The organism is Ktedonosporobacter rubrisoli, from assembly GCF_004208415.1.
GTDB classification, from domain to species: domain Bacteria; phylum Chloroflexota; class Ktedonobacteria; order Ktedonobacterales; family Ktedonobacteraceae; genus Ktedonosporobacter; species Ktedonosporobacter rubrisoli.
Genome location: NZ_CP035758.1, coordinates 2,865,402 through 2,889,635 on the forward strand (window position 1 = coordinate 2,865,402; position 24,234 = coordinate 2,889,635).

Here is a 24,234-nt window from a genome sequence, read left to right on the forward strand (position 1 = left end):
GCTACTCCTGTCAGTCAAGTTCATGAGCGAGATCAGAGACATCGAAAGAAAAACCCGGGGCCAGTATCGTATGGATGTCGTCCTCAAATTGCTTAATATGGCGATGCATTGCCTCGCGTGCCTGCTGAGGATCTCCCTTTTCCAACGCGCTGAGAATTTCCTCATGTCCACGTTCAGAGGCTTCAGACCGGCTATAGCGTTGACTGGAGATCAAGCGAGCCACGTAGAGAGCCTGATTGGCGGGACGCAGAGTTTGGGCGAGCAAGCGATTGCGCGCAATTGCCAGGATTGCGTCGTGAAAAGCGATATCAAAGCGTGTAAAGGTGCGGGGATCGCCAATAACAGTGCGCATCTGTTCAACGAACTTATACAATGTTTGCATATCTTCAGCCGTACGGCGCTGAGCTGCCAGCGCTGCCACTTCCACCTCTACGATTCTGCGCAGTTCTAATAGCTCGTTAAGCACTGTTTTGTCCTGGCTCACACGCAAATGCTCAAATAAAACAAGCGGGTCCAGATAATTCCATTGCTCGGAAGGTTGGACAAGCATCCCGCTTCCATGCTTTACCACCACCAGGCCCTTACTGACCAGCATACGCACTGCCTCGCGAATCACTGTGCGGCTCACGCCGAACTGTTGAGCCAGAGCAGCTTCGGAGGGCAGGGAAGCACCAGGTACCAGGCCACCACTCATAATTTGCGCAACTATTTGTTGTACCACACCTTCATGCAGACGTTGAGAACTCAACGGTCGATAGCTTGCAGAAGCAGGTGTATAGGACATAAGAAACTCCAGTTTTTTTTATTTGTATTATGAATGCTCTACTCCGGTCAAGTTGTATGATGACTTGGTGACCTATTGACAATGACACTATATCATTTTATGATCACTATATCAAGTTATTTTCGAGTTGACCCAGGGAAAAGGACACATTGCAAAGGAGCAGCGTATGTCAATGCAAGAAAAGCATGACCTTGTTCGTCAGTTGCTTGAGCGCAGGATATCCCGGCGCGCATTTACCACACGAGCTATGGCTCTCGGCCTCTCAGTTGGAACTGTCGGATCAATCGTGGCGGCATGTGGTAGCTCGGGAGGCAGTAGCGGCACAAATGGAGCCAGTGGGCAGATTACCGTCTGGACCTGGCCTGATAATGACAAGACCTTTGCGCAGACAGTACCTATTTTCCAGAAGAAGCATCCCAATATTAAAGTCAACGTGCAGGCTTTTCCCAACGCAGATACCGACTATGCTAACAAATTGCTCTCAGCCCTGGTCTCTGGCTCCGGGCCAGATGTTGCGATGATTGAGATCGGTGTTATCGCCAAGTTTAAAAGCAAGCCTGGTTTCGTTGATCTATCTCAGGACCCATACAAAGCGAAGCAGTATCAGGATAGCTATGCTAAATATGCCTGGGATTATGTCAGCGATGCGCAGAGTGGCAAGATATTTGCTTTGCCCAAGAATACCGGGCCTGGCGCAATGTTTTACCGCCGAGATGTATTTGAGAAAGCCGGCTTGCCCACTGAACCTGAGCAGGTTCAGGCATTGCTCAAAGATTGGGATGCCTTCCTGCAAGCTGGTAAAAAACTATCAGTCGCAGGCAAACAATGGCTAATCTCTACCCCCAACCAGATCTTCAGTACGATTGTCGGCGAGGCTGGGCTCTCGCACTATGATGCTAAGGGCAACCTTCAGCTCGATAACCCCATCATTAAAACTGCTATGCAATATGCGCAAGAGGCCTGGAATGCTGGACTTATCTCGCCCTTCGCCGATTTTACCGCGGAATGGGGAGCCGCGCTAGAAAGCGGCAGCATTGCTACGCATTTTTGGGGCAACTGGCTGGGTGGCAATCTCAAGAGCGTCTATGCCAAAGATACCGCTGGAAAATGGGGCGTAACCTTTGCTCCTGCCTTCAACGGCAAGACAGCCTTTGATAGCGGTGGCGACTTCATTGGCATTCTTGAAAGCAGCCAGAATAAAGCGGCTGCCTGGGAATTCTGCAAGTTCGTCACTCAGGATATGGATAGCCTGCATAAGATGTATACCGCCAATGATCTGTATCCAGCCTGGAAGCCAGCCCTTACGCAAGACTGGATAAATGAGAGCGATCCATACTATAAAGATCAAAACGTCAATAAGATCTTTGCTCAGGTGCAGTCTGCTATGACGCCACCGATAACTAACCCCAACGACCAGATCGTCAGCAATGTCCTTACCAATACGCTCAATGACATCACACGTGGCAAGATGAACATTGACGCGGCTCTGAGTAAGGCCAAACAGCAGATACAGGCCAATACAGCGAGCTAAAACAATGCGCAAGTTATGCTCGACGGGAATATCTCTCTGCCAGAGCGGCAAGGATGTACGCTGTAATCTACAGCTTTACACCGCGAGCTAGCGGATTAGAGACAGGATCTTTTCCCATCTGCCGCCGCGCTGCGGGAAAACTTGTGCATAAGATAAGCTAAACGGAAAGGAAATGCTTCATCCAGCGAAAGGCTATTTGGGAGAAGGGATATTGTAAATTATGCAAATACAGACAACGCGCGCCCAGGCGCAGCCAGGCGCTGCCCGCGTGCCGACGCATGGTAGCGAGCGACAGCACTCCAATGGATTGCGCAAGCGCCTGCGCGATAACAGAATGTTTTATCTGTGCATCGCACCGTTTTTTATCTTATTTGCCCTCTTTGGGGCCATTCCCATCGCGGCCTCGTTCTATCTGGGCTTTACGCGCTGGGATGGACTCTCACAGCCCATCTTCGTAGGATTTTCCAATTACCTGCATTTATTCCAGGACCCTGATTTTCTCAAAATCATGGGGAATACCTTCTATATCTGGCTGGGCTCAACTATTCTCACCATGGGGCTGGCCTTCACCCTGGCCTTTCTGATCAATCATTACGTCCTGAAGGGGCGCAGCATCTTGCAGGTGATTTTCTTGTTTCCGTTGCTGATTGCACCCTCGTTAACTGCGATTATTGTCAGCGCCCTGTTCTCTACGAATGCTGGCCTGTTAAATGCTGTCATCAGTGCGCTGATTGGCCATAAGTTTGCCTACGACTGGTTTGCCTCTGGCGCCTGGCTCAAGCCAGTCCTCATCCTGATCATCGTCTGGCGCTGGACCGGCTGGCATCTAACCCTGTTTATCTCGGGGCTGCAGTCTATCTCAAACGAGATTTACGAGGCCGCGCGCGTCGATGGCGCCACTGGCAGCTCCATTTTCCGCCATATTACGCTACCCTTGATGATACCAGTTATTCTGGTCAGTGTAGTCAGTGCTACTATCGGCGGGATACAGCTCTTTGATGAGCCCTATGTGCTTACCACAACCACAGGAACCGGAAACATTGGTGGTACGTCGCAATTGGGCATGACCCTGGGACTCTATCAATATCAGACGGCTTTCCAGCAATTTAATTTCGGATTGGCCTCTGCTATCTCTTACGTGATCTTCATTCTGATTATAGTGTTTACCATCATCCAGTTTCGCGTCTTGCGCAATCGCAACTAGCGCAGAGAGGAGGGAGAGATGCAAGGACAAGCTCTATCTGGCAACCATACCTTGCGCCTGATCGTGACGATAGGCGTGGCGCTGATTGCCCTGGTCTTTCTATTTCCATTCTATTGGATGATCGTGCTGGGGACGCATACCCGCCCGGAGGTATATAGCTTTCCACCCCCTATCCTGCCTGGTGCGGCCTTGCTGGAGAACTTTCAGCGCTTAATCGAGACGCTCAATTTGCCTCTGGCCATGGGCAATAGCTTTCTTATCGCCATAGCTACGACGCTGCTGACCCTGTTTATCTGCTCGCTGGCTGGATATGGTTTTTCACGCTATACGCAGGCGCCGGGCAATCGCTGGCTTTTCACCTTCATGCTAGGTACTATCATGATCCCGCCGACGATTGGTTTAATACCCTGGTTTGTCGAGATGAAATGGTTTGGCTGGCTGAATACTTACTGGCCACTGATCGTGCCAGCTTCGGCCAACGCCTTTGGTATCTTCTGGATGCGCCAATATATTGAGCAAGCGATCCCGCGCGAACTGTATGATGCCTCGCAAGTTGACGGCTGCTCAGGATGGCGCACGTACTGGCAACTCGTCCTGCCTCTGGTCCTGCCGGGCCTGGCCGCGCTGGGCGTTCTGACTTTTTTAACTACCTGGAACAGCTTTTTGATTCCGTTGATTGTCCTCAACGATAAGAATCTATTTACAATGCCACTGGCTCTGACCACTTTAAATGCCCTCTATGCTACCGATGTGCCGGCTGTAATGCTGGGAACCTTCATCAGCGTTCTGCCAATCATTATCGGCTTCTTGCTGGGGACACGCTATTTCATTGCTGGTCTGACCAGTGGAGCGCTCAAATAGCAGCTAGCGCCGTAACATTTACGGCGCTTTGAGAAAGGAGAGCCTGAAATGAGTAGGCCTACCGTAACGATTCCGGCCCATTTGCCGCGCCGCTTGACGATCTCGCTGTGGGATTTTTCCTGGTACACGCAGACGATGGAGGGTGAACCGTTTCATGATCTGGATCGCGCCTTTGCCGAAGCGGTGGAGCGTGGATACAATACTGTGCGCATCTGTGCTATGCCCTATTTGCTCTTTGGTCCACAGCATGACGAGCTAGCTCCCTTGCGCCTGGCCAATCTAGGAGGCGAGGTTGGGCAGCGCACGCGCTGGTACAATGCCAAGGGTGGAGCTGTCCTGGACGGGCGTAAGCACCTGCTCGCCCTGTTTCGGGCTGCGCAAAAACATAATTGCTACATCATTCTTTCATCGTGGGAGTATCAGCAGAGTCCAAGCTTCTCGGCCAACGATGCCTGGTATCGGGCCTTAATGGCTATTCCGCCACGTGAGCGTTTTATGGCTCTGGCCCAGGCCATGGGCAATTTGATTAGCTTTTTGAAGGAGTACGATCTGGCTGAGAGGATTGCCTATGCAGAGCTACACAACGAAGTAGAATATACCAGATTGACCCAGGTTGCGCGCGAGGGCGAGGATGCATTGGAGGCTGAGAAGCCTTATCTTGAGGAGGCTGTCGCAGCCATGCGAGCCTTGCACCCCGATATTCTTATGACCGTCTGCTACGCCTCGCCGATCCTTGTCCATATGCGAAGCATGGCCGAGAATGTGCAGGTGGCCCATTTCCATCTCTATATCTACGGCGTACTGGAGCAACTACTTCAAGAAATCGGGCTGAGAAGCGAGGATGTGCCTTTACCCAATCCCTTGAGTCGGCGTATTTTGCGCCCGGATGCACCCCCACTGGAGGCCTGGAAAGCGGCGGGGGAGTGGCGGCAGGCGGCCACAGGCATGGATAAGCGCCTCTTTTATGTCCATGACTGGGCCGATCCCGACCAGTGGGATCTCTGGCTCTATGAGCATTATGCGGCGCACCGTGAGGCCATGCGCCAGATCATCAAGATCCGCCTGGCTAAGATCGCGGATTGGGCGCAACAGCACGGACTTCCTGCCGTCATTGGTGAGGGCTATGTTGGCTATACTCCTCTGCTGGCAAATTTTGAGGAGGGACCGGTGGGCAAGGATATCGCCGAGTATGCAGTTGAGACCTGTTTGCAGCATGATTTCTGGGGCTATATCCTCTGCTCCAATTCTGCGCCTCAGCATCCCTTCTGGCAGGACGTGGCCTGGCAGCAACGCATGAATGCTCATATCTTACATTCCTGATGTTTAGCCCTGGTTTTCTAAATATTGTTGGTAAGAATAATTTTGCCGCTTGCCCATTTTGGGGACCGAGCGGCAAAATTGCTGTTGTTGAACCTTCGTGAAGTCGGGTTGATTTATTTTGCATAGGCATCTGGGAAATTCGCTACAGATCTGGTATGCTTCAACGGGATAGTGAAAATCAGGCTCTTTCGAACAGGAGAAGAAACAAGGAAGTAAAGACACGGAGGGAATTATTATGGCCGAACAGAAACATATAGACCTCTTGAAACAGGGCCGGAAAGTGTGGCATTCCTGGCTCCATCGGAACCTGGATCTCATTCCAGATCTCTCAAAGGCCGATCTCGCGGGAGCAAAGCTGAGCCAGATGGACTTGAGCCGGGTCGATTTGAGAGGTGCCAACTTGCAAGGAGCCCATCTACGCGGTGCCCAGTTAAGCTATGCCTTCCTGGACGGGGCCAATCTGGCAGGGGCCGATCTCCGCTCAGCGTTTCTTAGGGAGGCGGACTTGAGGCAAGTCATATTGCGCGGTGCGCATCTCAACTTCGCTTGCCTGGCCCAGGCCAACTTGAGCGGAATAGATCTTTCTGATACAGAGGCACGCGGGCTAGACCTGCGAAAGGCCAATCTGGCAGGGGCCAATCTTTCCCGGGCGAAGTTAGATCAGGCTAATCTGTTGGAGGCAAACCTGAGCGAGGCCAATTTGCAAGGGGCACGTTTGAGCTCATCTTGCCTGAACAGCGCAGACTTGAAAAAAGCCAACTTGTGTGAAGCTGAGCTAAGCAAAGTGGATATGTGGTTTGCCCGGCTCGATGGCGCGGACGTGAGAAAAGCTAACCTTGCTGATGTGAATTTGACGCGTGCCAGCCTTTCTGGTACCCTCTTTCAAGAGAGTAATCTCTCCATGGTCATGTTTATTTCTGCGCAGCTCGATCGGGCTGACCTCTCCAAGGCTAAGTTTTGGAAAGTCATTTTTGGCCATACGGATCTCTCGCAAGTCACAGGGCTATCGACCATATACGTTAGTCCAGAAAGCATAGTTATTGATCTGCCTACACTTATGCTTTTTCAGGGCACGTTCCCAGAACCGCTTCTCAAGGGAGCCGGCCTTACTGGCGATTTGAAGCCCCTTCCGCTAGAGCTCTGGCTCGGCGAAGATGAACAGAAGCAGGAACAGGCCACTTAGCGTGAGACGACCAGGATAGGCCTTGTCAGGGAAACTCTTCTTCTTTTAGGCTAAAGCTAGAGAGGCAGGAACATTCCCAGTTTGAGCTAAATACTGAGAAATAGGGTTAAGGCATCTGGAGCACATAGAGAGAGCATACTTGCTGGGCAAGCGCTGAGAGCTGCTTAAGCGCTTTTTATTAAGCGAGCAAGTGGAAAAACGAAACCTCCCACACATTGGCATCCCTGGAGAGAAGGCCCATATGAGCATGTGCGGGAGGGGGTGGTTTGACTTCTCAAAAGCAGGCTGGGCTATAAGCCTGATTGCGCGCTCGCGGCTTGGTTTTGTCGCAAGGCTTGCATGCGCGGGCGGACGCGGCGCATATAGGAGAAGGTCCAGAAAAAGGTGCTGGCGATGGCAACGGTGAGAAGAATAGGGCCGATTACCAGCACGGCCGCTGGCGGCAACAGGAAGGCGATAAGCACCCGCAACAGAAATTCGCCAGTCAGCGTGCAGCCCCAGACAGTCGTAATCAGGCGATGAACGAAGCGACCATAGGAATGCTGCCAGGAAGCCTCGTAGCCCGCAAGACGTACTGGATCGTTACCGGCCACCATCTGTCGGCCGACATAGAACATCATGGGCCGGGGCAGCAGGAAGAGCGAGAGGAAGCACAGCAGCCCATAGACGCCGGTAATCAAGGATTCGCGGATTAACAAGAGCCTGACATCGCCACCTATAAAGGTGAGAACAGTGCTGACAATAGCTCCCACAAGAAACAGCGCTCCGAAAAGATCAAGACGTCGATGGCGTATAAGAGAGATGATATTATCGATAACAGGGAAGAAACAAGCTATACTGAGTGCAATAATATCTGATTGATGAAGATAGTTTTTTAGCAGATAATAAAGAAGGAACGGTACAGCAATATTGAGCAGCATGCTCTGCGCTAAGCCTCGATAAAATGTCCTCGGGTTATCTCCCTGACTGGGTTGCATATTGGTCATGATAAAATCTTCCTTCCTGATATATAAAGCGTGTATCTGTGCTGACTGAGGAAAAGAGTTGGAAGCCCTTAACGCGTCTTTGCCTCATCCTCTGTCTGAATTGCCAACTTTTCTATGCTTGCTAAGCTTTCATTGCTGTAGCATTTATAATATCCATCCGATGTATATATCTCTCATATATATCTATGGAATGTATACCAGAGTAGAGAGGAAATGTCAAGGGTAATTTTATGGTTTTTGAGGAACTCAGCCAGGCGATAGGGAATAGATCGAGCCCAGGGTTCCCACATGGGAACCCTTAGCCCTGAAGAGAGGCTGGACTAGGGCGAAAAGAGCGATTTTTCGCCGTCACGCTCACCGGAAAGTCGTCTGTGGTATCTGCACATTCATGTCTTCTAAAGCTTTATGCCGTTGCTCGCGGCGCTCAGCGTGCTGCATAAAATGGATGACCGAGAGCAAGATAAGATTGATGAGCAGATCCCAGAGGGCCTGAAGCTGGTTTTGATAAAAGAGAAAAATTTGGGTCAAGAGGATTGAGACCAGTACTCCGCGCTGAAACCAGCGATAAGCCTCAATAGGTCGGCGTCTGAGCAACTGAAGAGCGCCAAAGAGAACCAGAACATCAGAGAGGAGCGAGCTAATCAGCAAACAATATTGATCGAATTGAGGGGGATGTTTGAAGATGAGCAAGGAAAAAGAAGAGAAATCGAAGATTAATACGCTAATCGTAGCCAGCGTAGACAGGAAGGCATAGCAGAGAACGCAGATAAAGGTTACCTTGATAAAGCTTGAGGATTGAATGATCTGCCGGTACAGCTTATGCAACCAGCGCCCGATAAGTAGAAAGAGGCCTGGCCTGCTCGGCTCTTCGACTTGCATATGTTCGACAAGGTTGAGGAGCAACTGTGCATTCATGGTTTTTTGCGTCTGACTGGCATGGAGCAGATAAAGCGCCTCGGCTTTCTCCTTGGGACTGAGGTCGTAAAGCACACCTTCTTTGAGCAAATCAAGGACTGCAGCCAGGCGTTCTTGCTCTGAAAAGTGTGTATGCCGCTCTAGTGCGCGAAAGCCGAGCAGAAGTAAAATGAAGATGACGTAGATAAGAGCGATAGCCGGCTGAAAGAAGTAGTTATTGTCGCTGGTAATAAATTTTCCTAACTCATCAATGAAAGCGCCAAAGCCTGCGCCGCCCACGATAGATGCGCTATACTGGATAGTACGTCCTTGAAAGGCCATGAAGAGCACAAGGCTGATCAACATCAGTAGTCCACCCCAGAGCAGATGGGCGAAGTGCAAGCCGCGTCCCCCAATCTGCGGGTAACCAGTGGCAGCCAGATAAATACGGATGAGAATAACTGTAGTGATACCCGAAACAAAGAAAGCTTCGAGGAGTGAGCCGAGGTAAGTATTGCGTACAAAACGCTTATTTCTAGTCTGATGAGGTATTGAACCTCCATTCATCACAGTCTTTCCTCCAAACAATATAATTGTTTTGTTCATTATTGTAAATGGTAGAATAGATATTCTAGCACAATTTTACTCCTTTCTGGAAAGTTGTCCATATAGCCAGGGCTCTCCACTAGATTGCGGCGTCGCCTCCTCGCCCCAGGTCAAGGGCCAATTCGCGCGATCGCGACGCCTCCTTCACAATCCCGTTTTGGAGAGCTGGAAACCCCTATATAGTTACTTCCTATCGCCGGGCTCTCCACTTCTGGTTTTTTCGCTGCCCAATTTTTAAGAATTACCATTCCCGAGCTTCTCAACCTGAAGCAGATAGGAAGATGTCAGAAGCGAAATGCCTCCTTTTTTTAAGCCTGCTCTCTCATCTGATCTAATATTGTGTTTGTGATATATCAAAGAACAAATGTATTTGTTGATATATGAAAGAAAAAGAGCAAAATTGCCTCGACAGGAAGCTCAGGCTTTGCTAAAATAAATGATAGAAACATGCAAAAACTTAGCCGCGAGCGTAGGCTTGATGTTGCGTTCCAGGGATCTAGGAAGGTAGCAAAAATTTATGCCGGGATTGGAACAGCCACGACGGGAGCACCCTAGCACGTATTTTGTGCAGGATCGCTCTAATGAAGAAGAACTTGAGCGCTTACGTGTGCAGGATCAGATGCTCACTACTGATATGGGTGGAGTGCTCTCTGAACAGCCAACTACCTTGCGCTTGAGCAGTGTTTTGGATGTTGGAAGTGGCTCGGGAAGCTGGGTGATTGACGTTGCCAGGGCATATCCAGAGGCCAGGAGGCTGGAAGGGGCGGATGTGAGCCTACGTATGGTTGAGTATGCACGCGGTCGAACTGCTGAAGAACATCTGGAGGATCGCGTAAGCTTTCACGTCATGGATGCTCTGCGCATGCTGGAATTTCCGCCAGCATCTTTCGATCTGGTCAATCTTCGCCTGGGGATGAGCTTTTTACGAACCTGGGATTGGCCAAAGATGATACGTGAGATGAGTCGCGTCTGTCGGAGTGACGGCATAATTCGCTTTACAGAGGCCTCAGTAGCAGCTACGCCTTGTCCAGCCCTCTCTCGCCTGCTTGATCTTATGGTGCAGGCGATATACCGCTCGGGAAGCTTTTTTGCTCCTGAGAGAGATGGCCTGATCGGTCATCTGGAAGACGTCTTAAGGAAGAATCGCGTGCGCTCGCTTCAGACAAAGCTCTATCATTTAACTTATCAAGCAGGAACTGAGCAAGGACGCCTCTTTATCGAGGATATGAGCCATGTTTTTCGGACAGGTTTGCAATTTCTGCGCAAGTGGACGCAGTTTCCTTCTGACTACCAATCTCTCTATCAGCAGGCGCTCAAGGAGATGCAGCAGCCCGACTTTGTGGCAACTGCAGAATTACTCAGTGTTTGGGGGCAGCCACCTGTTGTATAACGTCTATCTTTAGAAGAGATAGACGTTGGCTGTAAACGGGAGGGGGCGCTAGCCATATCTCGGAAAGCCACGCTTCAGGCTTAGTAAGCGTCGCCAGCGCCCTATGCAGCAATCGGCGTTTATAGCTTGTGCATACGTAACGTCTCTCTGTTCAACTGCAAAGGCCACAATGTTTCGGGCGTGCGGCCCGTTTGTACAGCTTCGGCTAGCAGCTGGCCAAGCAAGATACCAAAGGGCATGCCATGGCCCGAGAGCCCACCGACGAACCAGGCTCGTTCAAGGCCAGGTATGTGGTCAACGATTGGCAGACGATCGGGCGTGAAATCCATTAAACCGGCCCAGCGTTGCCCGACCTTAAGCCCTGAGAGCCGGGGAAATAAGCGGGGAAAAATTTGTTCCAGCGCTTGCTGTACCTGCTCGGTTGGCACAGCTTCCCAGATCCCCACCTCACGATCTGGAGCCAGTGCTCGGCATCCCCCAAGCACGATCGAGCCGTCTAGCGTCTGCTGCCAGTATTCCTCAGTCTCGGTAATAGAGGCAAAAATCGCTGTTGTAAAGATCTGTTCTAAGGGAGCGTAAGCCAGAACCTGGCCGCGCACCGGCACTATCAGCTCTTTGACCTCTGGGATCAGTTCACCGGTCCAGGCATTGACCGCAAGTACAAGCGCCCCGGCTCTTATCCGACCTGCACTTGTCTCTACCAGGATGCTATCGCCATCCTGAGCCAGGCGCAACGCTCTGGCCTTATGTACGCTTGCTCCATGCCTCCGGGCAGCTCCTACCAGTCCCTGGATGAGCTTTGCTGAATGGACGAGAGCCTGCTCGGGCAAAAATTTTCCGCCGAGGATCTCTGGACCCAGGGGCGTGCGAATCAAGCTTTGTGCTTCAGCACGATCGAGCCAGCGCGCGGAGAAGCCATCTGCTTGCAGGGCCGCAACATTTCGCTGTACGAGGGTAAGTTGCTCCTCACCTAAGGCCAGGCTCAAGCTGCCTGGTTCGCGGTAATCGCAGGCAATCTCTTCCTCGGCCAGAACCTGACGCAACAATGCCTGATTTTCATAGGCCATGCTCAGTACTGCATGGGCTGCCTTTTGCCCTACACGTCTAATGGCCTCCGGATATTCTTCGTGCATGCCGGCCACGACAAATCCTCCGTTACGTCCGCTCGCACCATATGCCACAGCCTGGCGATCAAGTAGCGCTACTGATCTGCCTGCTCGTGCCAGCCAGTAGCCGGTTGTGGCTCCAAATAAGCCACAACCCACGACAAGCACATCAACGGTATGTGGCACTTCAGTGGATAAAGGATAGTGGGTAGTGGTTTGCTGCCAGTATGATGCGGGTTCATTCAGAGAATTAGCTGTTTCGTTGGTCTGATTATTGTGCATATAGCTTGATCTCATCCTTTCTCGTCAGTGGCTGGCTGTATCCGTAACGGGAAGCTATCCCTGGAAGCAATAGAATCCTATCATATCACCGAAACCCTGCTTGAAGCCTGCCCGCGAAAGCTGAGCCCTCATTTTGGTATTAGCGAGCAGTAGTGTCCATACCTCCACCTTTTGATAAGAAGAATGGTAGAATAGAATACTTAATTCCTGAAGAAAGTTAGGTGATGTTGTAATCTAGGATATATTCGAGGATGAGAGGGAAAAGGAGCCATATGTTTAGAATATTGCAATGGGAGCCGTTTGACGAACGCGAGCGGGCAAGAGTTGGGGACCAAGCAGAGATGTATGCCAGGCAAATAATTAGTAGATATGGCGAGGGAGTGTTACTGCGCGGTCCCCTTGTACCTAGTATCGATTCGTATGGTCGTATTGATGGATATAGGGAGTCAGATTTTCTGGTCTATACGCAAGGGACTGTGTTTTGTGTTGAAGTAAAGCACTACGCTGGCACAATTACCTACTTGCCCCGCTATGCACCACGGCAAATGGGCTATAGCTATGGTTTCAGAAATCAGAGAGTTATTGCTAGTTACGATACCTCAAAGCTCTTACAGATCAAGCAAGGCCGGCGTGGAGAGACAGTGGAGAAGACATATCTTAATCCGCTGAAAAAGACAAGGAGCTTTATCCTCTTGCTCAAGAAGTATGTGGGGCGTATCGAGCCACGCTTCCAACGTCTTTATATAATTCCGGTAGTTTGTTTTTCTCATCAGGCCGATATTCGTGCGATCTATAATTTCCAGGAAGGGATGATTCAGATCGAGCAGTTACCAGACTTCTTTCTGCAGCATAGGAATGAGCGTTTTGCCGCGCAGCCCAGTCCCTGGATTGCGGAGACGATTCTTAACAAAATTCCCAATTGGGATCGTGTGCTCACAACGAATGGCGAGTGGATTAATGGTATTCTCGTCGAGCCTTACCTGACCTTTAGAGGAGTAGATGGCCGCCTCTATTCTCTATCTCACTATAATGTGATCAAGGCTATCAAGTGGCAGCAAACATACAGGGCGGCCTATACAGAAATGGTGGTGACGTATACCAATGGGGCGAGCCAAACGCACTATTGTAGCGGTGGGCAGCTGAGCCTGATAAGAGGCGAAAGGCCTGAAACATTTAATCTGCAGAATTTACAGCAGCTGGTTATAGGGTTGGCCAATAAACTTGTATTGTAACCAGCTTTCAAGCATCGTGTATAATCTGTCTGGGGACGCCACTAAAGAGTGGCGTCTTGTTTTATGTCTCTGAACTATGGGCTGGGGCGCTGGCCAGTACGGCATCCCAGGCCAGTTCAGAGGCAAGCATACCTAAAGTCACGCCGTTAAGTGTGCTATTCTCAACTGCATTGGTTGTCACTGAATAGAGGACATCCCCATCTTGCACTGTATGAAACGGATAGATAGCGCGGCCTAACGCAGTATGAACCTGGCGACCAAGATGGCGGAGGGCAACTGGCGAAAGTTGCTGGTTGGTTACTACAAGGGTCAGGGTTGTATTTCCGGAGGGCGAGGCGATGGGGCGGTCCTGCTCTAAGCGTTCTTCCATCTCTTCTAAAGGATGGCGCCGTTTCCCGGTCTGAGGGTCGCGGTTCCCACGCACTACCTGCCCTTGGCGGTCTAAGATTACGCCAAAGGCGTTTACAACAGTAAATACTGCCAGCTTTGTTGGTCCGATCTGGCGAAATGCTCCACCCTGCCCTGATGGCTCGTCCTTCTCGGTGCCAAAAATGCCTCCACAGTGTGCTAATCGTCCAGCGCCACGCGTTCCCAGTGGGAAGTAGCCAGTTCGTGCGGCCTTGACGGCGGCCTGCCCGAGAGTATAATCGGGATAGATACTGTTCGCGCGTCGTCGGAAGTCGTTAATAATTGCGCCACTTACAAGCGCATACTGACCAATCGGGCGCCCCCATTGTTCCCACAGGGCCGCAGTAACTCCGCTAACCACTTCAAGCCCTGCTAGAGATCCGCCGGCAAAGCAAATGGCGTGATTGCGCTCATGATCATTGATCGTGCCAGCTCCACCGCCGCGAATATCAACACTGGTGGTAGCGCGCTCGGCAAAGAGAAAGATTGTACATCCTGTCGGTCCTTCTGCGTACTCTGCAAGCCCAATTTGCAGGGCTGGGAAATCGAATTCTAAAGCTGGTCCCTGGAACAGCGTTTGAGGAATGAATTGCATTGTTGTGTAAGCCTTTCTAGAGCATCCCTGCATGGTAGCACTGACCTGATGTAATTTAAAGTATAGCATGCTATTTCCTGCAAAAAGGGAATGCGAAGGTCAAGGCGCTCAAGTGTGCTGTAGATCCATGATATGAAACCTGGAGCGTCATTTGCTGGCTTGCAATGAGAACACTCGATTTTGTTGCTTCAAGGATTTTCTGCCTCCTTGCAGGAGCGAAAAAATGGGAAGAGGGAAATCCGTGGTTCGGTCCGCTTTAGGCTTGACTTTTGGGAAAGCAGAGATTATTATTTACTTAATCTTGTTTTGGAGGTAGTATTCATCATGCCCTTGACCACAGCTAAGGTGTTGCTTGACAAAGTGAGCTGTGACCGCAACTAAATCCGGTACCTTTCAGGCAGATCATCGCTAATGATCGTGTATTTCCGGATATGGCTATACCAACCTTGAGATAGGCTACAGGGAAGAACGCTTCTCTTCCGTAGACATCTTTATTACTCTTCATATATCAGCCCACTTTGCCCCACAGGGCTTTTGTCTGCTTGCTTATAGCATAAAGTAGCAGATTGCCTTTCGTACAGCACCATTGCTCTCTACACTATAAAACCATGTCTTGTCGTGGTTTTTCTCTGTTCCCATTGACAGAAAACATGCTAGGCATACCAACGTGTGCGCATGTCATCATAAAAACACTTCGTGCTGTTATTGATCGAAAGGAAGAACAACAGATTTATGGACGATCAGTTGAGACGCTCAAGGCGTTTCCTGACCTCGTATTCCAGAATGCTGAAAGCCTCTACCCCTTGCGAGCTCTGGGCTTTTCCTGCGTGTGGGATACTTTCGGCTGCAATGAGGAAACCCTTCCTACTTTCCCGGGTGTGTGAATCCCTGCTTACCGCTCTGGGACTGAGACAACAGAGCGAGCGGCATATCTCCTCTTTTGCTATTCAATTATTGGCGGGCCGTTTCATGACAAGGAGGAAAGCATGCGCCCTTTTCAGGCACTGAACCGCTACTGGCGGCTGTTGGACCGCTACCTACGCCCTCAGTGGCTGTGGATGGGCCTGCTGGCTGTGATTTTGTGTGCGTCGATAGCCATGCAAGTGATCACTCCACTGGTAGCCAGCTACTTCATTGACCAGGCTACCTCGGGCGGCAATATGCGTGATCTTATTGTGCTGGCTGGTCTTACTATGGGCCTGGCTTTAGTAGGGCAGGGGCTTGCCGTTGTCGAGACCTATGTCGCCGAGAACGTGAGCTGGTCAGCAACCAATGCCTTGCGTGCCGATCTTGTTGCTCACCTGCTGCGGCTGGATGCTACTTTTCACGCGGCTCATACGCCGGGCGAGTTGATCGAGCGCGTTGATGGGGATGTGGCTACCCTGGCCCGCTTCTTTTCGCGCTTTGTGATCTCTATACTCGGCAACGCTCTCTTGCTTTTGGGCGTGCTTGGACTCCTTTATCATGTGGATTGGCGCATAGGCTTGCTGATGAGCGCCTTTGTGGTAATAGCTCTGGTAGCTTTACTGCGTATCCGGGCCGTGGCAACGCCCTCCTGGACGGCAGAACGCCAGGCCAGCGCTGATTTCTTTGGCTTCTTGAGCGAATACCTGGCCGGTCTAGAGGACATTAGGTCTAGCGGAGCTGTGGCTTTCGTGTTGCGGCGTTGTGCTGAAGTAATGCGCGCCTGGCTGGCTGTGACGCGTAAGGCTCAAATGTGGGGTTATGGTATGAGCGCTATCAGCCTGGGCATGTTTGCGCTGGGTACGGCGGTGGCCTTTGGCTTGAGTGCTGTGCTGTTCAAGGCCGGAACTCTGACTATCGGCACTGTCTATCTCATCTTTCAGTGCACTCAGATGTTGAGCCAGCCGACCGAGCAGATCCGCAACGAAGTGCAAGATCTGCAGCAGGCCGATGCCAGCATTGGGCGTATCGAGACATTGCTAAGCACAGTGCCGCGCGTGCTCGATGGACCCGGCAAGGCCTTACCGGCAGGATCTCTGGCTGTGGAACTTGATGGCGTCTCGTTTGCTTATGCCAGCGATGTTCCGATTCTGCGTGACGTCAACATAGCGCTTGCTCCTGCCCGCATTCTTGGTGTGGTGGGGCGTACGGGGAGCGGAAAGACAACCCTGACTCGTCTCCTGCTGCGCTTCCATGATCCCGAGGCTGGCGTGGTGCGCCTGGGAGGCGTGGATCTACGCAAGGTTAGCCTGAAGGCGGTGCGCGAGCGTATTGGCCTGGTCACCCAAGAAGTTCAGCTCTTCCATGCCAGTTTGCGTGATAATCTTACCCTTTTTGACGATAACGTACCTGATGAACAGATCAGGGCAGTACTGGATAGCCTGGAGCTAACGGACTGGCTTCAGGAGCTGCCAGCCGGGCTAGATACGCAGCTAGGGCCTGACGGAATAGGGCTCTCGGCAGGACAGGCGCAGGTGCTGGCCTGTGCGCGCATCTTGCTACGTGATCCTGATCTAGTAATCCTGGATGAACCCTCTTCTCGCCTGGACCCGGCTACGGATCGCATGGTGCATAGGGCGCTAGGTCAATTGTTGAAAGGCCGAACAGGGATCATTGTGGCACATCGGCTGTCCACTCTTGATTATGCTGACGATATTCTTGTTCTTGAGAACGGGCGGGTGCGCGAGTATGGAGCGCGGCTTGCCCTGGCTGCTGACCCCTCCTCACGCTTTGCCGAGTTGCTGCGGGTCGAAACTTTGGAGGTCTCTTTATGAAGCCAATGCCAACCTGGCGTTATCTGTTAAAAATGGCCTGCTACAAGCCAGGGCTCTATGCGCTGCATGCTGTATTATGGGGCGTGTTTGGCCTTACGGCGCTCCTGGCCGGGCTGCTCACCAGGGCCTTCTTCGATACACTTACCGGGCATGCGCACCTACCGCTGGGCGTAACAGGTTTAGTCGTGCTGATGGTCGTGCTGGCCGTGGGCCGCGTGGCCTTGTGGCTTACTGCCGGCTTTATCGAGATTCTTATGCGCTTTACCATGAGTGGATTGTTGCGCCGCAATCTGCTGCGCTACGTGCTTAAGCGCCCGGGAGCCCAGGCTTTGCCCTATTCTATCGGTGAAACCATAAGCCGCTTTCGCGACGATGCTCATGAGGCTGAGGATAAACTTGATTGGAGCGATGAAATTGTCGGGCAAGGCCTGCTGGCCGTGGGGGCATTTCTGGTATTGCTCTCTATCAACTCTCTTGTGGCGCTGGTGACTATCCTACCTTTGCTCATAGTAACTATCATTGCGCGCAGAGCTAGTCTTACCCTGGGGCGCTATCGCGATGCCAGCAGCCAGGCTAGTAGCCAGGTTACCGGAGCGATTGGCGATATTCTGACGGCAGTGCAGACAGTCCAAGCCGCTGGAGCCGAAGAGCGTGCTGTGGCGCGTTTTCGGCGCCTAAACGAGCAGAGGCGGAAGGCTATGCTGACCGATCGCGTGGCAACGCAGGCTCTTAGCGCGATTACATCCAACGCTGTGAGCGTGGGTACGGGTTTGATCATGCTCCTGGCGGCCAATAGTCTGCGCGAGAGCAGTATGACAGTTGGCGATTTTGCTCTGTTTATCTCTTATCTTAGCTTTATCGCCGACTTTACTTCTGATCTCGGCAGATTCCTTGCCGACTATAAGCAGACTGGCGTCGCTTTTGCCCGTATGAATGTTTTGTTGAATGGAGCTTCTCCTGACGCGCTGGTGGAAGCTACTCCGCTGTATCTGCGTGGATCGCTGCCGGCCATAGCATCTCCTGTGCATGAGGTGAGCGATAAGCTGGCCCTGCTGGAGGCGAAAGGCTTGACCTATTATCATCAACAATCCAGACACGGGATTGCCGCGATAGACCTGCGTCTGCGGCGCGGCTCGCTGACGGTGGTAACGGGACGCACCGGTAGCGGAAAGACGACGCTGCTACAGACCTTGTTGGGCTTGCTGCCGCGCGAGAAGGGCGAGATCCGCTGGAACGGCAAGATTGTTGATGATGCGGCAGCTTTCTTTGTGCCGCCGCGCATCGCCTATACGGCTCAGGTGCCGCGACTCTTCAGTGAGACGCTCAAACAGAACATTCTCCTGGGTCTACAAGAAAATCCACAAGCCGTGTTAGCTGCGGTACGGGGCGCCGTTATGGAGCAGGATCTACAGACGTTAGAGGCAGGATTGGATACGCCAGTGGGAACGCGTGGCGTTAAGCTTTCGGGTGGCCAGATTCAGCGCACTGCAGCAGCTCGTATGCTTGTGCGAGCTGCAGAACTGCTAGTGATCGATGATCTATCCAGTGCACTTGATGTCGAGACCGAGCGCACTCTCTGGGAACATATCTTTGCACACGAGGATGCAACTTGCCTGGTCGTGACGCACAGACGGGCCGCTCTGCAACGCGCCGACCATATCATTGTTCTTAATGATGGTCGTATCGATGCGGAAGGGACGCTGGATGAGCTGCTCCTGAGCAATGAAGAGATGAGGCGATTATGGCAGGATGATTATGGCAATGAGCCTGAATAGGCTTTGAGTCAGGGCTGGCGCATTGGATGAAGATTCCGAACTTTGCAAATGCGCCGCTTATCTTTAGCGACCCGCGCCGAAATCCCCCTGGATTCATCTCTGGGGATGGAAGGCGCGTTCCTTGTTTGGGGCTTGGGTGGATGGGTTCAACTTCTTGACAGGTATATAGCTTGATGCTGTATACTGTTTTGCATGGATGAGATACGTTCAAAGCACCATGTGAGCTACGTCACACATTATCATGTGGTGTGGTGTCCAAAATATCGACGTAAGGTTCTGGTTCATCAGGTAGACACTCGTTTAAAGCAAATTATTGCTGAGGTATGCCAGGAACACGACGCCATTCTTGAGCAACTGGAAGTCATGCCTGACCATGTTCATTTACTGGTCAGTGTTGACCCTCAATTTGGTATCCATCGACTCATGAAACTCGTGAAGGGTCGCTCCTCTCGTTTGCTCAGGCAAGAATACCCTCATCTCAAAACGCGCCTGCCGACGCTCTGGACCAACTCGTATTTTGTTAGTACCGTTGGCGGTGCTCCTCTAGAAGTCATCAAGCAGTACATTGAGGAGCAAAAACATGTGTAAGCAAGCGTTGAAATTCCGCCTTTCCCCCAACAAGGCGCAAGAGAAGATGCTCTTCTGGACGCTCTCACGTTGCCGGGAATTATACAATGCCGGACTTTCCGAGCGTCGAGACTCCTACAAGTATACAGGCAAGGGCGTCACCTACTACGAGCAGAAACGCGACCTGCCAGAGATCAAGGCTATGATCAGGCCGGAATATCAGAATATCCACTCTCAAGTCTTGCAAGATGTGCTCAATCGACTGGATAAAGCCTACAAAGCCTTCTTCCGTCGCATCCAGAACGGAGAGAAACCTGGACACCCTCGCTTCCAGGGGAGGAACCGCTACACCAGTTTTACCTACACACAGGGAGGCTATACGCTCTTCGAGAAGCATGTCACCTTCTCGAAAATCGGCAAGATCAAGTGCAAGTTCCATCGTCAGATCGGAGGAACTGTTAAGACCGCTACGATCAAGTATGAGGCAGGTCAATGGTATGTCGTGTTTGCCTGTGAACGACCTGAAGGGACCTCTACCCAAACACCCTACACAGATGAGGAGATTGGCATTGATCTTGGCTTATTGCACTTCGCCACTCTCTCAACAGGTGACACGATAGAGAAGCCTCAACACTTCCGTAAAGGCGAAGCCGATCTACGCAGAAAGCAACGCCACTTGTCGAGATGCAAACGCGGCTCCCATCGCCGGGAGAAAGCAAAGAAGGCAGTGGCTAAGGCACACCGCAAGATCAGAAATCAGCGACACGATTTCTTGCATCAAGCCTCAAGGCAATTGGTGAACACCTACGAAACCATCGTCTTTGAAGATTTGGCCTCGTCCAACCTTTCTAAACGTCCGAAACCAAAACAGGATGAGGAGACAGGCCGATACTTGCCTAATGGAGCCAGTGCCAAATCAGGATTGAACAAGAGCATACTGGACGCGGGATGGAGCACTTTTGTGATGTATTGCAGTTACAAGGCAGAATGGGCCAGGAACGTGCAAGTTCACCAAGTCGATCCCTACAAAACGTCACAAATCTGCTCTCAATGTGGCAAAGAGGGACCACATAAAGACCTCGGAGAAAGAACACACACCTGCGTTCATTGCGGTGCGGTTCTCGACCGAGATCATAACGCAGCAATCAATATATTATCGGGCTGGAAGAGTCCAACAGTACGCGCTCGCTTGCGTGGAAAGCGGGAGTGTGCTGTAGAAGCTCCTACCCTTTAGGGATGGGGTACTTCACCTATCTATGGTGTGCCAGGCTTGCGCTGAGAGATCCACAGTAGTGTCGGAAGGAACGCGGGTCGCAACCTGCTGAGCCAACTGCTGGAAATTAGGGCATTGTGTGAAGTCCTCGACAGGACATTTCAGGATATGCTCGACCATCTCCTTGGCGGCCTGAGCCTGGGCAATGCGCCGCTGAAGTGCCAAATGATGATGCTTAACCCGCGCCCTGCGGGTCGAGGGATCGGGGGCATCAAGCATCTCGCGTAACTCCTTGAGTCCAAAGCCTGCCTGCTTGCCATACACGATCATCGCTACCCGAGCACTATGTCCCTGATTATAGCGGCGGCGTCCGCTCACCCCGGCAGCTGGGATCAATAGCCCCATGGCTTCCCAATGCCGCAGGACGTGTGGGGCTAGACCGAAACGGGCGGCGAGCTCGCCGATTGTCATTTCTTCGCCCTGCTTACCCAGATTTATATCCATCTTCACATTTTCCCTCAGTATAAGCTTGACTTCATGTTAACGTTAACTTGTATAGTCTAGGATAGAGTATGAATGTTGTCAAGAAGAATGATTGCAAAGGAGAATGTAAAAATGCGTAAGTTGTGGCAATGGGCTGCCAGGGCTGCGTTGATCGGAGTGGGCGCGACAGCGGTTATGGACCTTGGAGCCGAAGTCATCCGACGCACTACCGGGGTCCCTCTGTTGGACTATAGGCTCGTGGCCAGGTGGATTGGACACATGCCCCAGGGACAATTCAGGCATCACAACATCGCCGCCGTACCCCCTGTCCCCGCGGAGCGACTGCTCGGGCGGGTTGCCCACTACTCGATAGGGATTGGGTTTGCCGGCTTGCTGCTTGCCTGTTATCCCAGATGGGCTGAGCGGCCCACGCTGGGGCCGGCCATGTTCATTGGCCTCGGTTCGGTGGCCGCGCCCTTTTTTCTCATGCAACCAGCCTTCGGCTTAGGGATAGCAGCGTCCAAGACTCCTAACCCTACCGTCGCCCGGTTCCGCAGCCTGCGCGCACACGCGATCTACGGATTTGGTCTCTACTTCACTGGCTACCTGCTCTCTGCGCTCAGCAGGTGGCGCGTGGATGCGCATCAGCAGCGGCAAAGCCTGCAAGCCAGGAGTGAGGGCAGATGAGCGATCAATCCATACGGCAAGCGCCAACTGCCGCCGCGAGGCTCCCGCTGGCAGTTTACCTGCTTGCGTTCAACCTATTCGCAATGGGCAGTGCTGAGTTCTTAGTTGCCGGGGTCCTCCCAGCTCTCGCCGAAGGTTTCGGGATCACGCTATCAGCCGTTGGTGCGGTGATCTCAACGTTTGCCATTGGGGTAGTCATTGGGGGACCGCCCCTGGCTGTCATGAGCCTGCGCTGGCCGCGGCGGGCTACCCTGGTGACCACGCAAGCTGTATTTGTCGCGTCCCTGGCCCTCGGCCTCCTCTCCGACAACTACAGCGTGTTTCTGGCCGTCCGCTTCATATGTGGCCTCGCCTATGCCGGGTACTTTGCGGTCGCTGCAGTCACCGCCATCAGCCTTGTCACACCCGAGCGTACCGCCCGTGCCTCTGGCGTGGTAGTTAGCGGGCTCACCCTGGCAATGATAGCCGGCGGTCCAGCCAGTGCCCTGCTAAGTCACTTCTCCGGGTGGCAGAGCGGATTCTGGGCCGTGGTCGTTCTTACTGCTGTTGGGGCAATCATGACTCGCGTCTTCGTGCCTGCGACGAGCGCGGATAGCGAACCGAGCGTGCGGAGGGAGCTGAGCACCATGCGACAGCCACAGCTATGGATCGTCTACGCCGCTACCCTGCTGAGCACGGCCGCCTACATGATCTCGTATAACTATCTCGCGGCCTTCCTGACCGATATCACTGGTATTCCTGCGGTATGGGTCCCTGCCATATTCGTGTTGTTCGGCATCGGGGCCTTCTTCGGTGTTTCCCTCGGAGGAAGAATCGCCGACAGCCGTCCCACACAAGCGCTTCTGGCGGGGGCGATCGTGATAGCTATAGTTTCTGTCCTGCTGGCGGTCCTGGCCCGGTATGCTCTAGCTGTAGTTCCCCTCGTCCTGCTTCTGGGGGTCGCTGGTTTCGTCCTGAACCCGGCTATCTACGGACGAGTGTTCACTATCGCAGGGCAGGCCCCCACTCTCGCCGGGGCCTCCACGGTCTCTATGTTTCAACTCGGTATCAGCCTTGTTCCCATATTCGCAGGCGCTGCCCTTGATGCCGGGGTCAGCGTTGGCGCTATCCCATGGATTGGTGCCGGACTGGCCATAATTACCGTGCCGGCCATCCTTCTCGACCGCGCGCTTACACGTGCCCGCAGGCAAGCAGATCAAGCGCTAAAATAACACTAACTACCGCACAACATGAATTGTCGTCGAGCTGGGTTACGTTCATATGGGAGAGCCGAGCGAACTGACGATTGTGCCACGCTTGAACAGTCAGAAGTGTCCCAGGGACGTCAAGCCAACTGGAAAAACCTCATCAAGAGTGAACCTTATCGCAGCTAATATCTCATTAGCTGCGATATCTTGTCCTCTTTGCTTCAGACCGTACCGCGGCAGCGACCCCAAATTTTTGCTGAGATCATAGAAGACCACCAGAACCTTGTTTGTCCCGAGAGGGATTTTTCAGAGAATTTACAGAGGTGAAGTTAGATATCAAGGGTATTAATAGGACTTCCTGGCTCAAAATACGCGCAAGTGAAACTTTACAATAAAGGTTTTCGTGTTAAAAAAGAATGCTTCGGTTGATACCGAACTATCGCATAGAGCGAGTTTTAGCTGGCATGTAAAAAAGATATTCCTTTGCTGGATAGGTTTATGGGGAAAGAAGCGTAATTGCGATTCCTGAGTAATAGAGACAATGGCAGAATATCCTTATGATGGAGAAACAACAGAGCCAGAGAACTGGCAGGAACGGGCTATCAGAAAGGTGAGAGGAGAAGAGGTATATGGGAAGAAAGCCGAAGAGTATCGCGCATCTTACCTCTGACATCGCGGATGAGGTTTATCTCGCGGAGATACTTGCCACCCTTGGTCAGCCAAGCCGCCTACGTATTTTACAGACACTTGCCGCCGGCTGGCCTCAGATTCCCTTAGGCACGTGTGAACGGCGACCAGAAGAGTTCTCCTTGTTGCTTGGACTCGCCCCGGCAACTATTTCTGAACATTTACAACGCCTGGTAGCTTGCCATCTTATAGATTCGCGCCGCCAGGGGACGACGCGCTGGTACCGGCTGATTCCCTCCCCTCTCCTTCTAGCCCTGTTCGAACTGCGAGCGCGCATCGGAGAAACCTATGCGGCACAAGAATGCAAGGGCGTAGCAGCCTTGCCGTCAAAAAGAAGCGGGGAAGAGAGCGCTGATGAGAAAACTTGCTCAAGAGAGGAAGGGCAAAGCACAACTAGCGATCTTGAGAGGAAGAATATAAGTTGCCTCAACTGAAGCTGGATCAATGAGAGCTGGCAATCAATGAAGATTCGCTAGAAGGAGAAGAGATGCAACCTTTAGTGGAAAGAAATCAAT

The 24,234-nt window shown here is 52.1% G+C and carries 20 protein-coding genes; 14 read left to right on the forward strand and 6 right to left on the reverse strand.

Translation table 11 applies throughout. The annotated features are described in order from the left end of the window. Positions 1-10: 10 nt before the first annotated feature. A complete protein-coding gene (locus EPA93_RS13010; protein WP_129887938.1) occupies positions 11-784 on the reverse strand; it encodes a FadR/GntR family transcriptional regulator in 774 nt (257 codons plus the stop codon). A 166-nt stretch (positions 785-950) separates the two neighbouring features. Between EPA93_RS13010 and EPA93_RS13015 the strand changes: the two genes are divergently transcribed. The 5 genes from EPA93_RS13015 to EPA93_RS13035 all read left to right on the forward strand — a co-directional run bounded on the left by EPA93_RS13015 (position 951) and on the right by EPA93_RS13035 (position 6,883). After that, complete coding sequence (locus tag EPA93_RS13015) at positions 951-2,315, forward strand: ABC transporter substrate-binding protein (RefSeq protein ID WP_129887939.1); 1,365 nt, start codon at positions 951-953, stop codon at positions 2,313-2,315. Positions 2,316-2,535: 220 nt separating this feature from the next. Then, positions 2,536-3,519: a carbohydrate ABC transporter permease gene (locus EPA93_RS13020; protein WP_129887940.1), complete on the forward strand. Its 984-nt coding sequence runs from the start codon at positions 2,536-2,538 to the stop codon at positions 3,517-3,519. Between the two features lie 18 nt (positions 3,520-3,537). After that, a complete protein-coding gene (locus tag EPA93_RS13025; RefSeq protein ID WP_129887941.1) occupies positions 3,538-4,380 on the forward strand; it encodes a carbohydrate ABC transporter permease in 843 nt (280 codons plus the stop codon). 48 nt (positions 4,381-4,428) lie between these two features. Further along, a complete protein-coding gene (locus EPA93_RS13030) occupies positions 4,429-5,700 on the forward strand; it encodes a cellulase-like family protein (RefSeq protein WP_129887942.1) in 1,272 nt (423 codons plus the stop codon). Positions 5,701-5,935: 235 nt separating this feature from the next. Further along, positions 5,936-6,883 carry a pentapeptide repeat-containing protein gene (locus tag EPA93_RS13035; RefSeq protein ID WP_129887943.1) on the forward strand — a complete coding sequence of 316 codons (948 nt, stop codon included), beginning with the start codon at positions 5,936-5,938 and terminating at the stop codon, positions 6,881-6,883. Positions 6,884-7,173: 290 nt separating this feature from the next. Here EPA93_RS13035 and EPA93_RS13040 read toward each other — a convergent pair whose 3' ends face one another. Both EPA93_RS13040 and EPA93_RS13045 read right to left on the reverse strand, forming a co-directional pair. Beyond that, positions 7,174-7,869: a VC0807 family protein gene (locus EPA93_RS13040; RefSeq protein WP_129887944.1), complete on the reverse strand. Its 696-nt coding sequence runs from the start codon at positions 7,867-7,869 to the stop codon at positions 7,174-7,176. A gap of 354 nt (positions 7,870-8,223) precedes the next feature. After that, positions 8,224-9,330: a hypothetical protein gene (locus tag EPA93_RS13045; protein ID WP_129887945.1), complete on the reverse strand. Its 1,107-nt coding sequence runs from the start codon at positions 9,328-9,330 to the stop codon at positions 8,224-8,226. 556 nt (positions 9,331-9,886) lie between these two features. On the opposite strand from EPA93_RS13045, the gene EPA93_RS13050 reads away from it, so the two are divergent. Continuing rightward, positions 9,887-10,759, forward strand: coding sequence for a class I SAM-dependent methyltransferase (locus tag EPA93_RS13050; protein WP_129887946.1), 873 nt, complete (start codon positions 9,887-9,889; stop codon positions 10,757-10,759). A gap of 119 nt (positions 10,760-10,878) precedes the next feature. On the opposite strand, the gene EPA93_RS13055 is transcribed toward EPA93_RS13050, so the two are convergent. After that, positions 10,879-12,147, reverse strand: coding sequence for an NAD(P)/FAD-dependent oxidoreductase (locus EPA93_RS13055; RefSeq protein ID WP_129887947.1), 1,269 nt, complete (start codon positions 12,145-12,147; stop codon positions 10,879-10,881). A 272-nt stretch (positions 12,148-12,419) separates the two neighbouring features. Here EPA93_RS13055 and EPA93_RS13060 point away from each other — a divergent pair, with 272 nt between their 5' ends. Further along, a complete protein-coding gene (locus tag EPA93_RS13060; protein ID WP_165423062.1) occupies positions 12,420-13,379 on the forward strand; it encodes a nuclease-related domain-containing protein in 960 nt (319 codons plus the stop codon). A 61-nt stretch (positions 13,380-13,440) separates the two neighbouring features. Here the strand turns inward: EPA93_RS13060 and EPA93_RS13065 are convergent, their stop codons facing one another. Continuing rightward, positions 13,441-14,382, reverse strand: coding sequence for a P1 family peptidase (locus tag EPA93_RS13065; protein ID WP_165423063.1), 942 nt, complete (start codon positions 14,380-14,382; stop codon positions 13,441-13,443). A gap of 986 nt (positions 14,383-15,368) precedes the next feature. Between EPA93_RS13065 and EPA93_RS13070 the strand changes: the two genes are divergently transcribed. From EPA93_RS13070 to EPA93_RS13085, 4 genes are all read left to right on the forward strand, one after another. After that, positions 15,369-17,120, forward strand: a complete 1,752-nt coding sequence (locus tag EPA93_RS13070) for an ABC transporter ATP-binding protein (RefSeq protein ID WP_129887950.1) — start codon at positions 15,369-15,371, stop codon at positions 17,118-17,120. Further along, positions 17,117-18,895, forward strand: a complete 1,779-nt coding sequence (locus EPA93_RS13075) for an ATP-binding cassette domain-containing protein (protein ID WP_207229528.1) — start codon at positions 17,117-17,119, stop codon at positions 18,893-18,895. The genes EPA93_RS13070 and EPA93_RS13075 overlap by 4 nt, the downstream gene beginning before the upstream one ends. Positions 18,896-19,087: 192 nt before the next feature. Next, positions 19,088-19,483 carry an IS200/IS605 family transposase gene (tnpA, locus tag EPA93_RS13080; protein ID WP_129887951.1) on the forward strand — a complete coding sequence of 132 codons (396 nt, stop codon included), beginning with the start codon at positions 19,088-19,090 and terminating at the stop codon, positions 19,481-19,483. After that, positions 19,476-20,696 (forward strand): RNA-guided endonuclease InsQ/TnpB family protein, encoded by a 1,221-nt coding sequence (locus EPA93_RS13085; RefSeq protein ID WP_242527392.1) that lies wholly within the window; start codon positions 19,476-19,478, stop codon positions 20,694-20,696. Before tnpA ends, EPA93_RS13085 begins: the two co-directional genes overlap by 8 nt. A gap of 12 nt (positions 20,697-20,708) precedes the next feature. On the opposite strand, the gene EPA93_RS13090 is transcribed toward EPA93_RS13085, so the two are convergent. After that, entirely contained in the window at positions 20,709-21,179 is a 471-nt protein-coding gene (locus EPA93_RS13090) for a MerR family transcriptional regulator (protein ID WP_207229529.1), read from the reverse strand. A gap of 111 nt (positions 21,180-21,290) precedes the next feature. Here EPA93_RS13090 and EPA93_RS13095 point away from each other — a divergent pair, with 111 nt between their 5' ends. From EPA93_RS13095 to EPA93_RS13105, 3 genes are all read left to right on the forward strand, one after another. Further along, positions 21,291-21,845, forward strand: coding sequence for a DUF2938 domain-containing protein (locus EPA93_RS13095; protein WP_129887952.1), 555 nt, complete (start codon positions 21,291-21,293; stop codon positions 21,843-21,845). Further along, positions 21,842-23,056 (forward strand): MFS transporter, encoded by a 1,215-nt coding sequence (locus tag EPA93_RS13100; protein WP_129887953.1) that lies wholly within the window; start codon positions 21,842-21,844, stop codon positions 23,054-23,056. Before EPA93_RS13095 ends, EPA93_RS13100 begins: the two co-directional genes overlap by 4 nt. 605 nt (positions 23,057-23,661) lie before the next feature. Continuing rightward, positions 23,662-24,153 carry an ArsR/SmtB family transcription factor gene (locus EPA93_RS13105; protein ID WP_129887954.1) on the forward strand — a complete coding sequence of 164 codons (492 nt, stop codon included), beginning with the start codon at positions 23,662-23,664 and terminating at the stop codon, positions 24,151-24,153. Positions 24,154-24,234 lie beyond the last annotated feature (81 nt).

What these genes read in the sequence shown, in the direction of transcription:
- EPA93_RS13070 (WP_129887950.1), top strand. Translation starts at nt 15,369, where the DNA reads ATGCGCCCTTTTCAGGCACTGAACCGCTACTGGCGGCTGTTGGACCGC.
- EPA93_RS13085 (WP_242527392.1), top strand. Translation starts at nt 19,476, where the DNA reads ATGTGTAAGCAAGCGTTGAAATTCCGCCTTTCCCCCAACAAGGCGCAA.
- EPA93_RS13075 (WP_207229528.1), top strand. Translation starts at nt 17,117, where the DNA reads ATGAAGCCAATGCCAACCTGGCGTTATCTGTTAAAAATGGCCTGCTAC.
- EPA93_RS13055 (WP_129887947.1), bottom strand. Translation starts at nt 12,147, where the DNA reads ATGCACAATAATCAGACCAACGAAACAGCTAATTCTCTGAATGAACCC.
- EPA93_RS13015 (WP_129887939.1), top strand. Translation starts at nt 951, where the DNA reads ATGTCAATGCAAGAAAAGCATGACCTTGTTCGTCAGTTGCTTGAGCGC.
- EPA93_RS13020 (WP_129887940.1), top strand. Translation starts at nt 2,536, where the DNA reads ATGCAAATACAGACAACGCGCGCCCAGGCGCAGCCAGGCGCTGCCCGC.
- EPA93_RS13030 (WP_129887942.1), top strand. Translation starts at nt 4,429, where the DNA reads ATGAGTAGGCCTACCGTAACGATTCCGGCCCATTTGCCGCGCCGCTTG.
- EPA93_RS13040 (WP_129887944.1), bottom strand. Translation starts at nt 7,869, where the DNA reads ATGACCAATATGCAACCCAGTCAGGGAGATAACCCGAGGACATTTTAT.
- EPA93_RS13025 (WP_129887941.1), top strand. Translation starts at nt 3,538, where the DNA reads ATGCAAGGACAAGCTCTATCTGGCAACCATACCTTGCGCCTGATCGTG.
- EPA93_RS13060 (WP_165423062.1), top strand. Translation starts at nt 12,420, where the DNA reads ATGTTTAGAATATTGCAATGGGAGCCGTTTGACGAACGCGAGCGGGCA.
- tnpA (WP_129887951.1), top strand. Translation starts at nt 19,088, where the DNA reads ATGGATGAGATACGTTCAAAGCACCATGTGAGCTACGTCACACATTAT.
- EPA93_RS13035 (WP_129887943.1), top strand. Translation starts at nt 5,936, where the DNA reads ATGGCCGAACAGAAACATATAGACCTCTTGAAACAGGGCCGGAAAGTG.
- EPA93_RS13105 (WP_129887954.1), top strand. Translation starts at nt 23,662, where the DNA reads ATGGGAAGAAAGCCGAAGAGTATCGCGCATCTTACCTCTGACATCGCG.
- EPA93_RS13065 (WP_165423063.1), bottom strand. Translation starts at nt 14,382, where the DNA reads ATGCAATTCATTCCTCAAACGCTGTTCCAGGGACCAGCTTTAGAATTC.
- EPA93_RS13090 (WP_207229529.1), bottom strand. Translation starts at nt 21,179, where the DNA reads ATGGATATAAATCTGGGTAAGCAGGGCGAAGAAATGACAATCGGCGAG.
- EPA93_RS13095 (WP_129887952.1), top strand. Translation starts at nt 21,291, where the DNA reads ATGCGTAAGTTGTGGCAATGGGCTGCCAGGGCTGCGTTGATCGGAGTG.
- EPA93_RS13045 (WP_129887945.1), bottom strand. Translation starts at nt 9,330, where the DNA reads ATGAATGGAGGTTCAATACCTCATCAGACTAGAAATAAGCGTTTTGTA.
- EPA93_RS13100 (WP_129887953.1), top strand. Translation starts at nt 21,842, where the DNA reads ATGAGCGATCAATCCATACGGCAAGCGCCAACTGCCGCCGCGAGGCTC.
- EPA93_RS13050 (WP_129887946.1), top strand. Translation starts at nt 9,887, where the DNA reads ATGCCGGGATTGGAACAGCCACGACGGGAGCACCCTAGCACGTATTTT.
- EPA93_RS13010 (WP_129887938.1), bottom strand. Translation starts at nt 784, where the DNA reads ATGTCCTATACACCTGCTTCTGCAAGCTATCGACCGTTGAGTTCTCAA.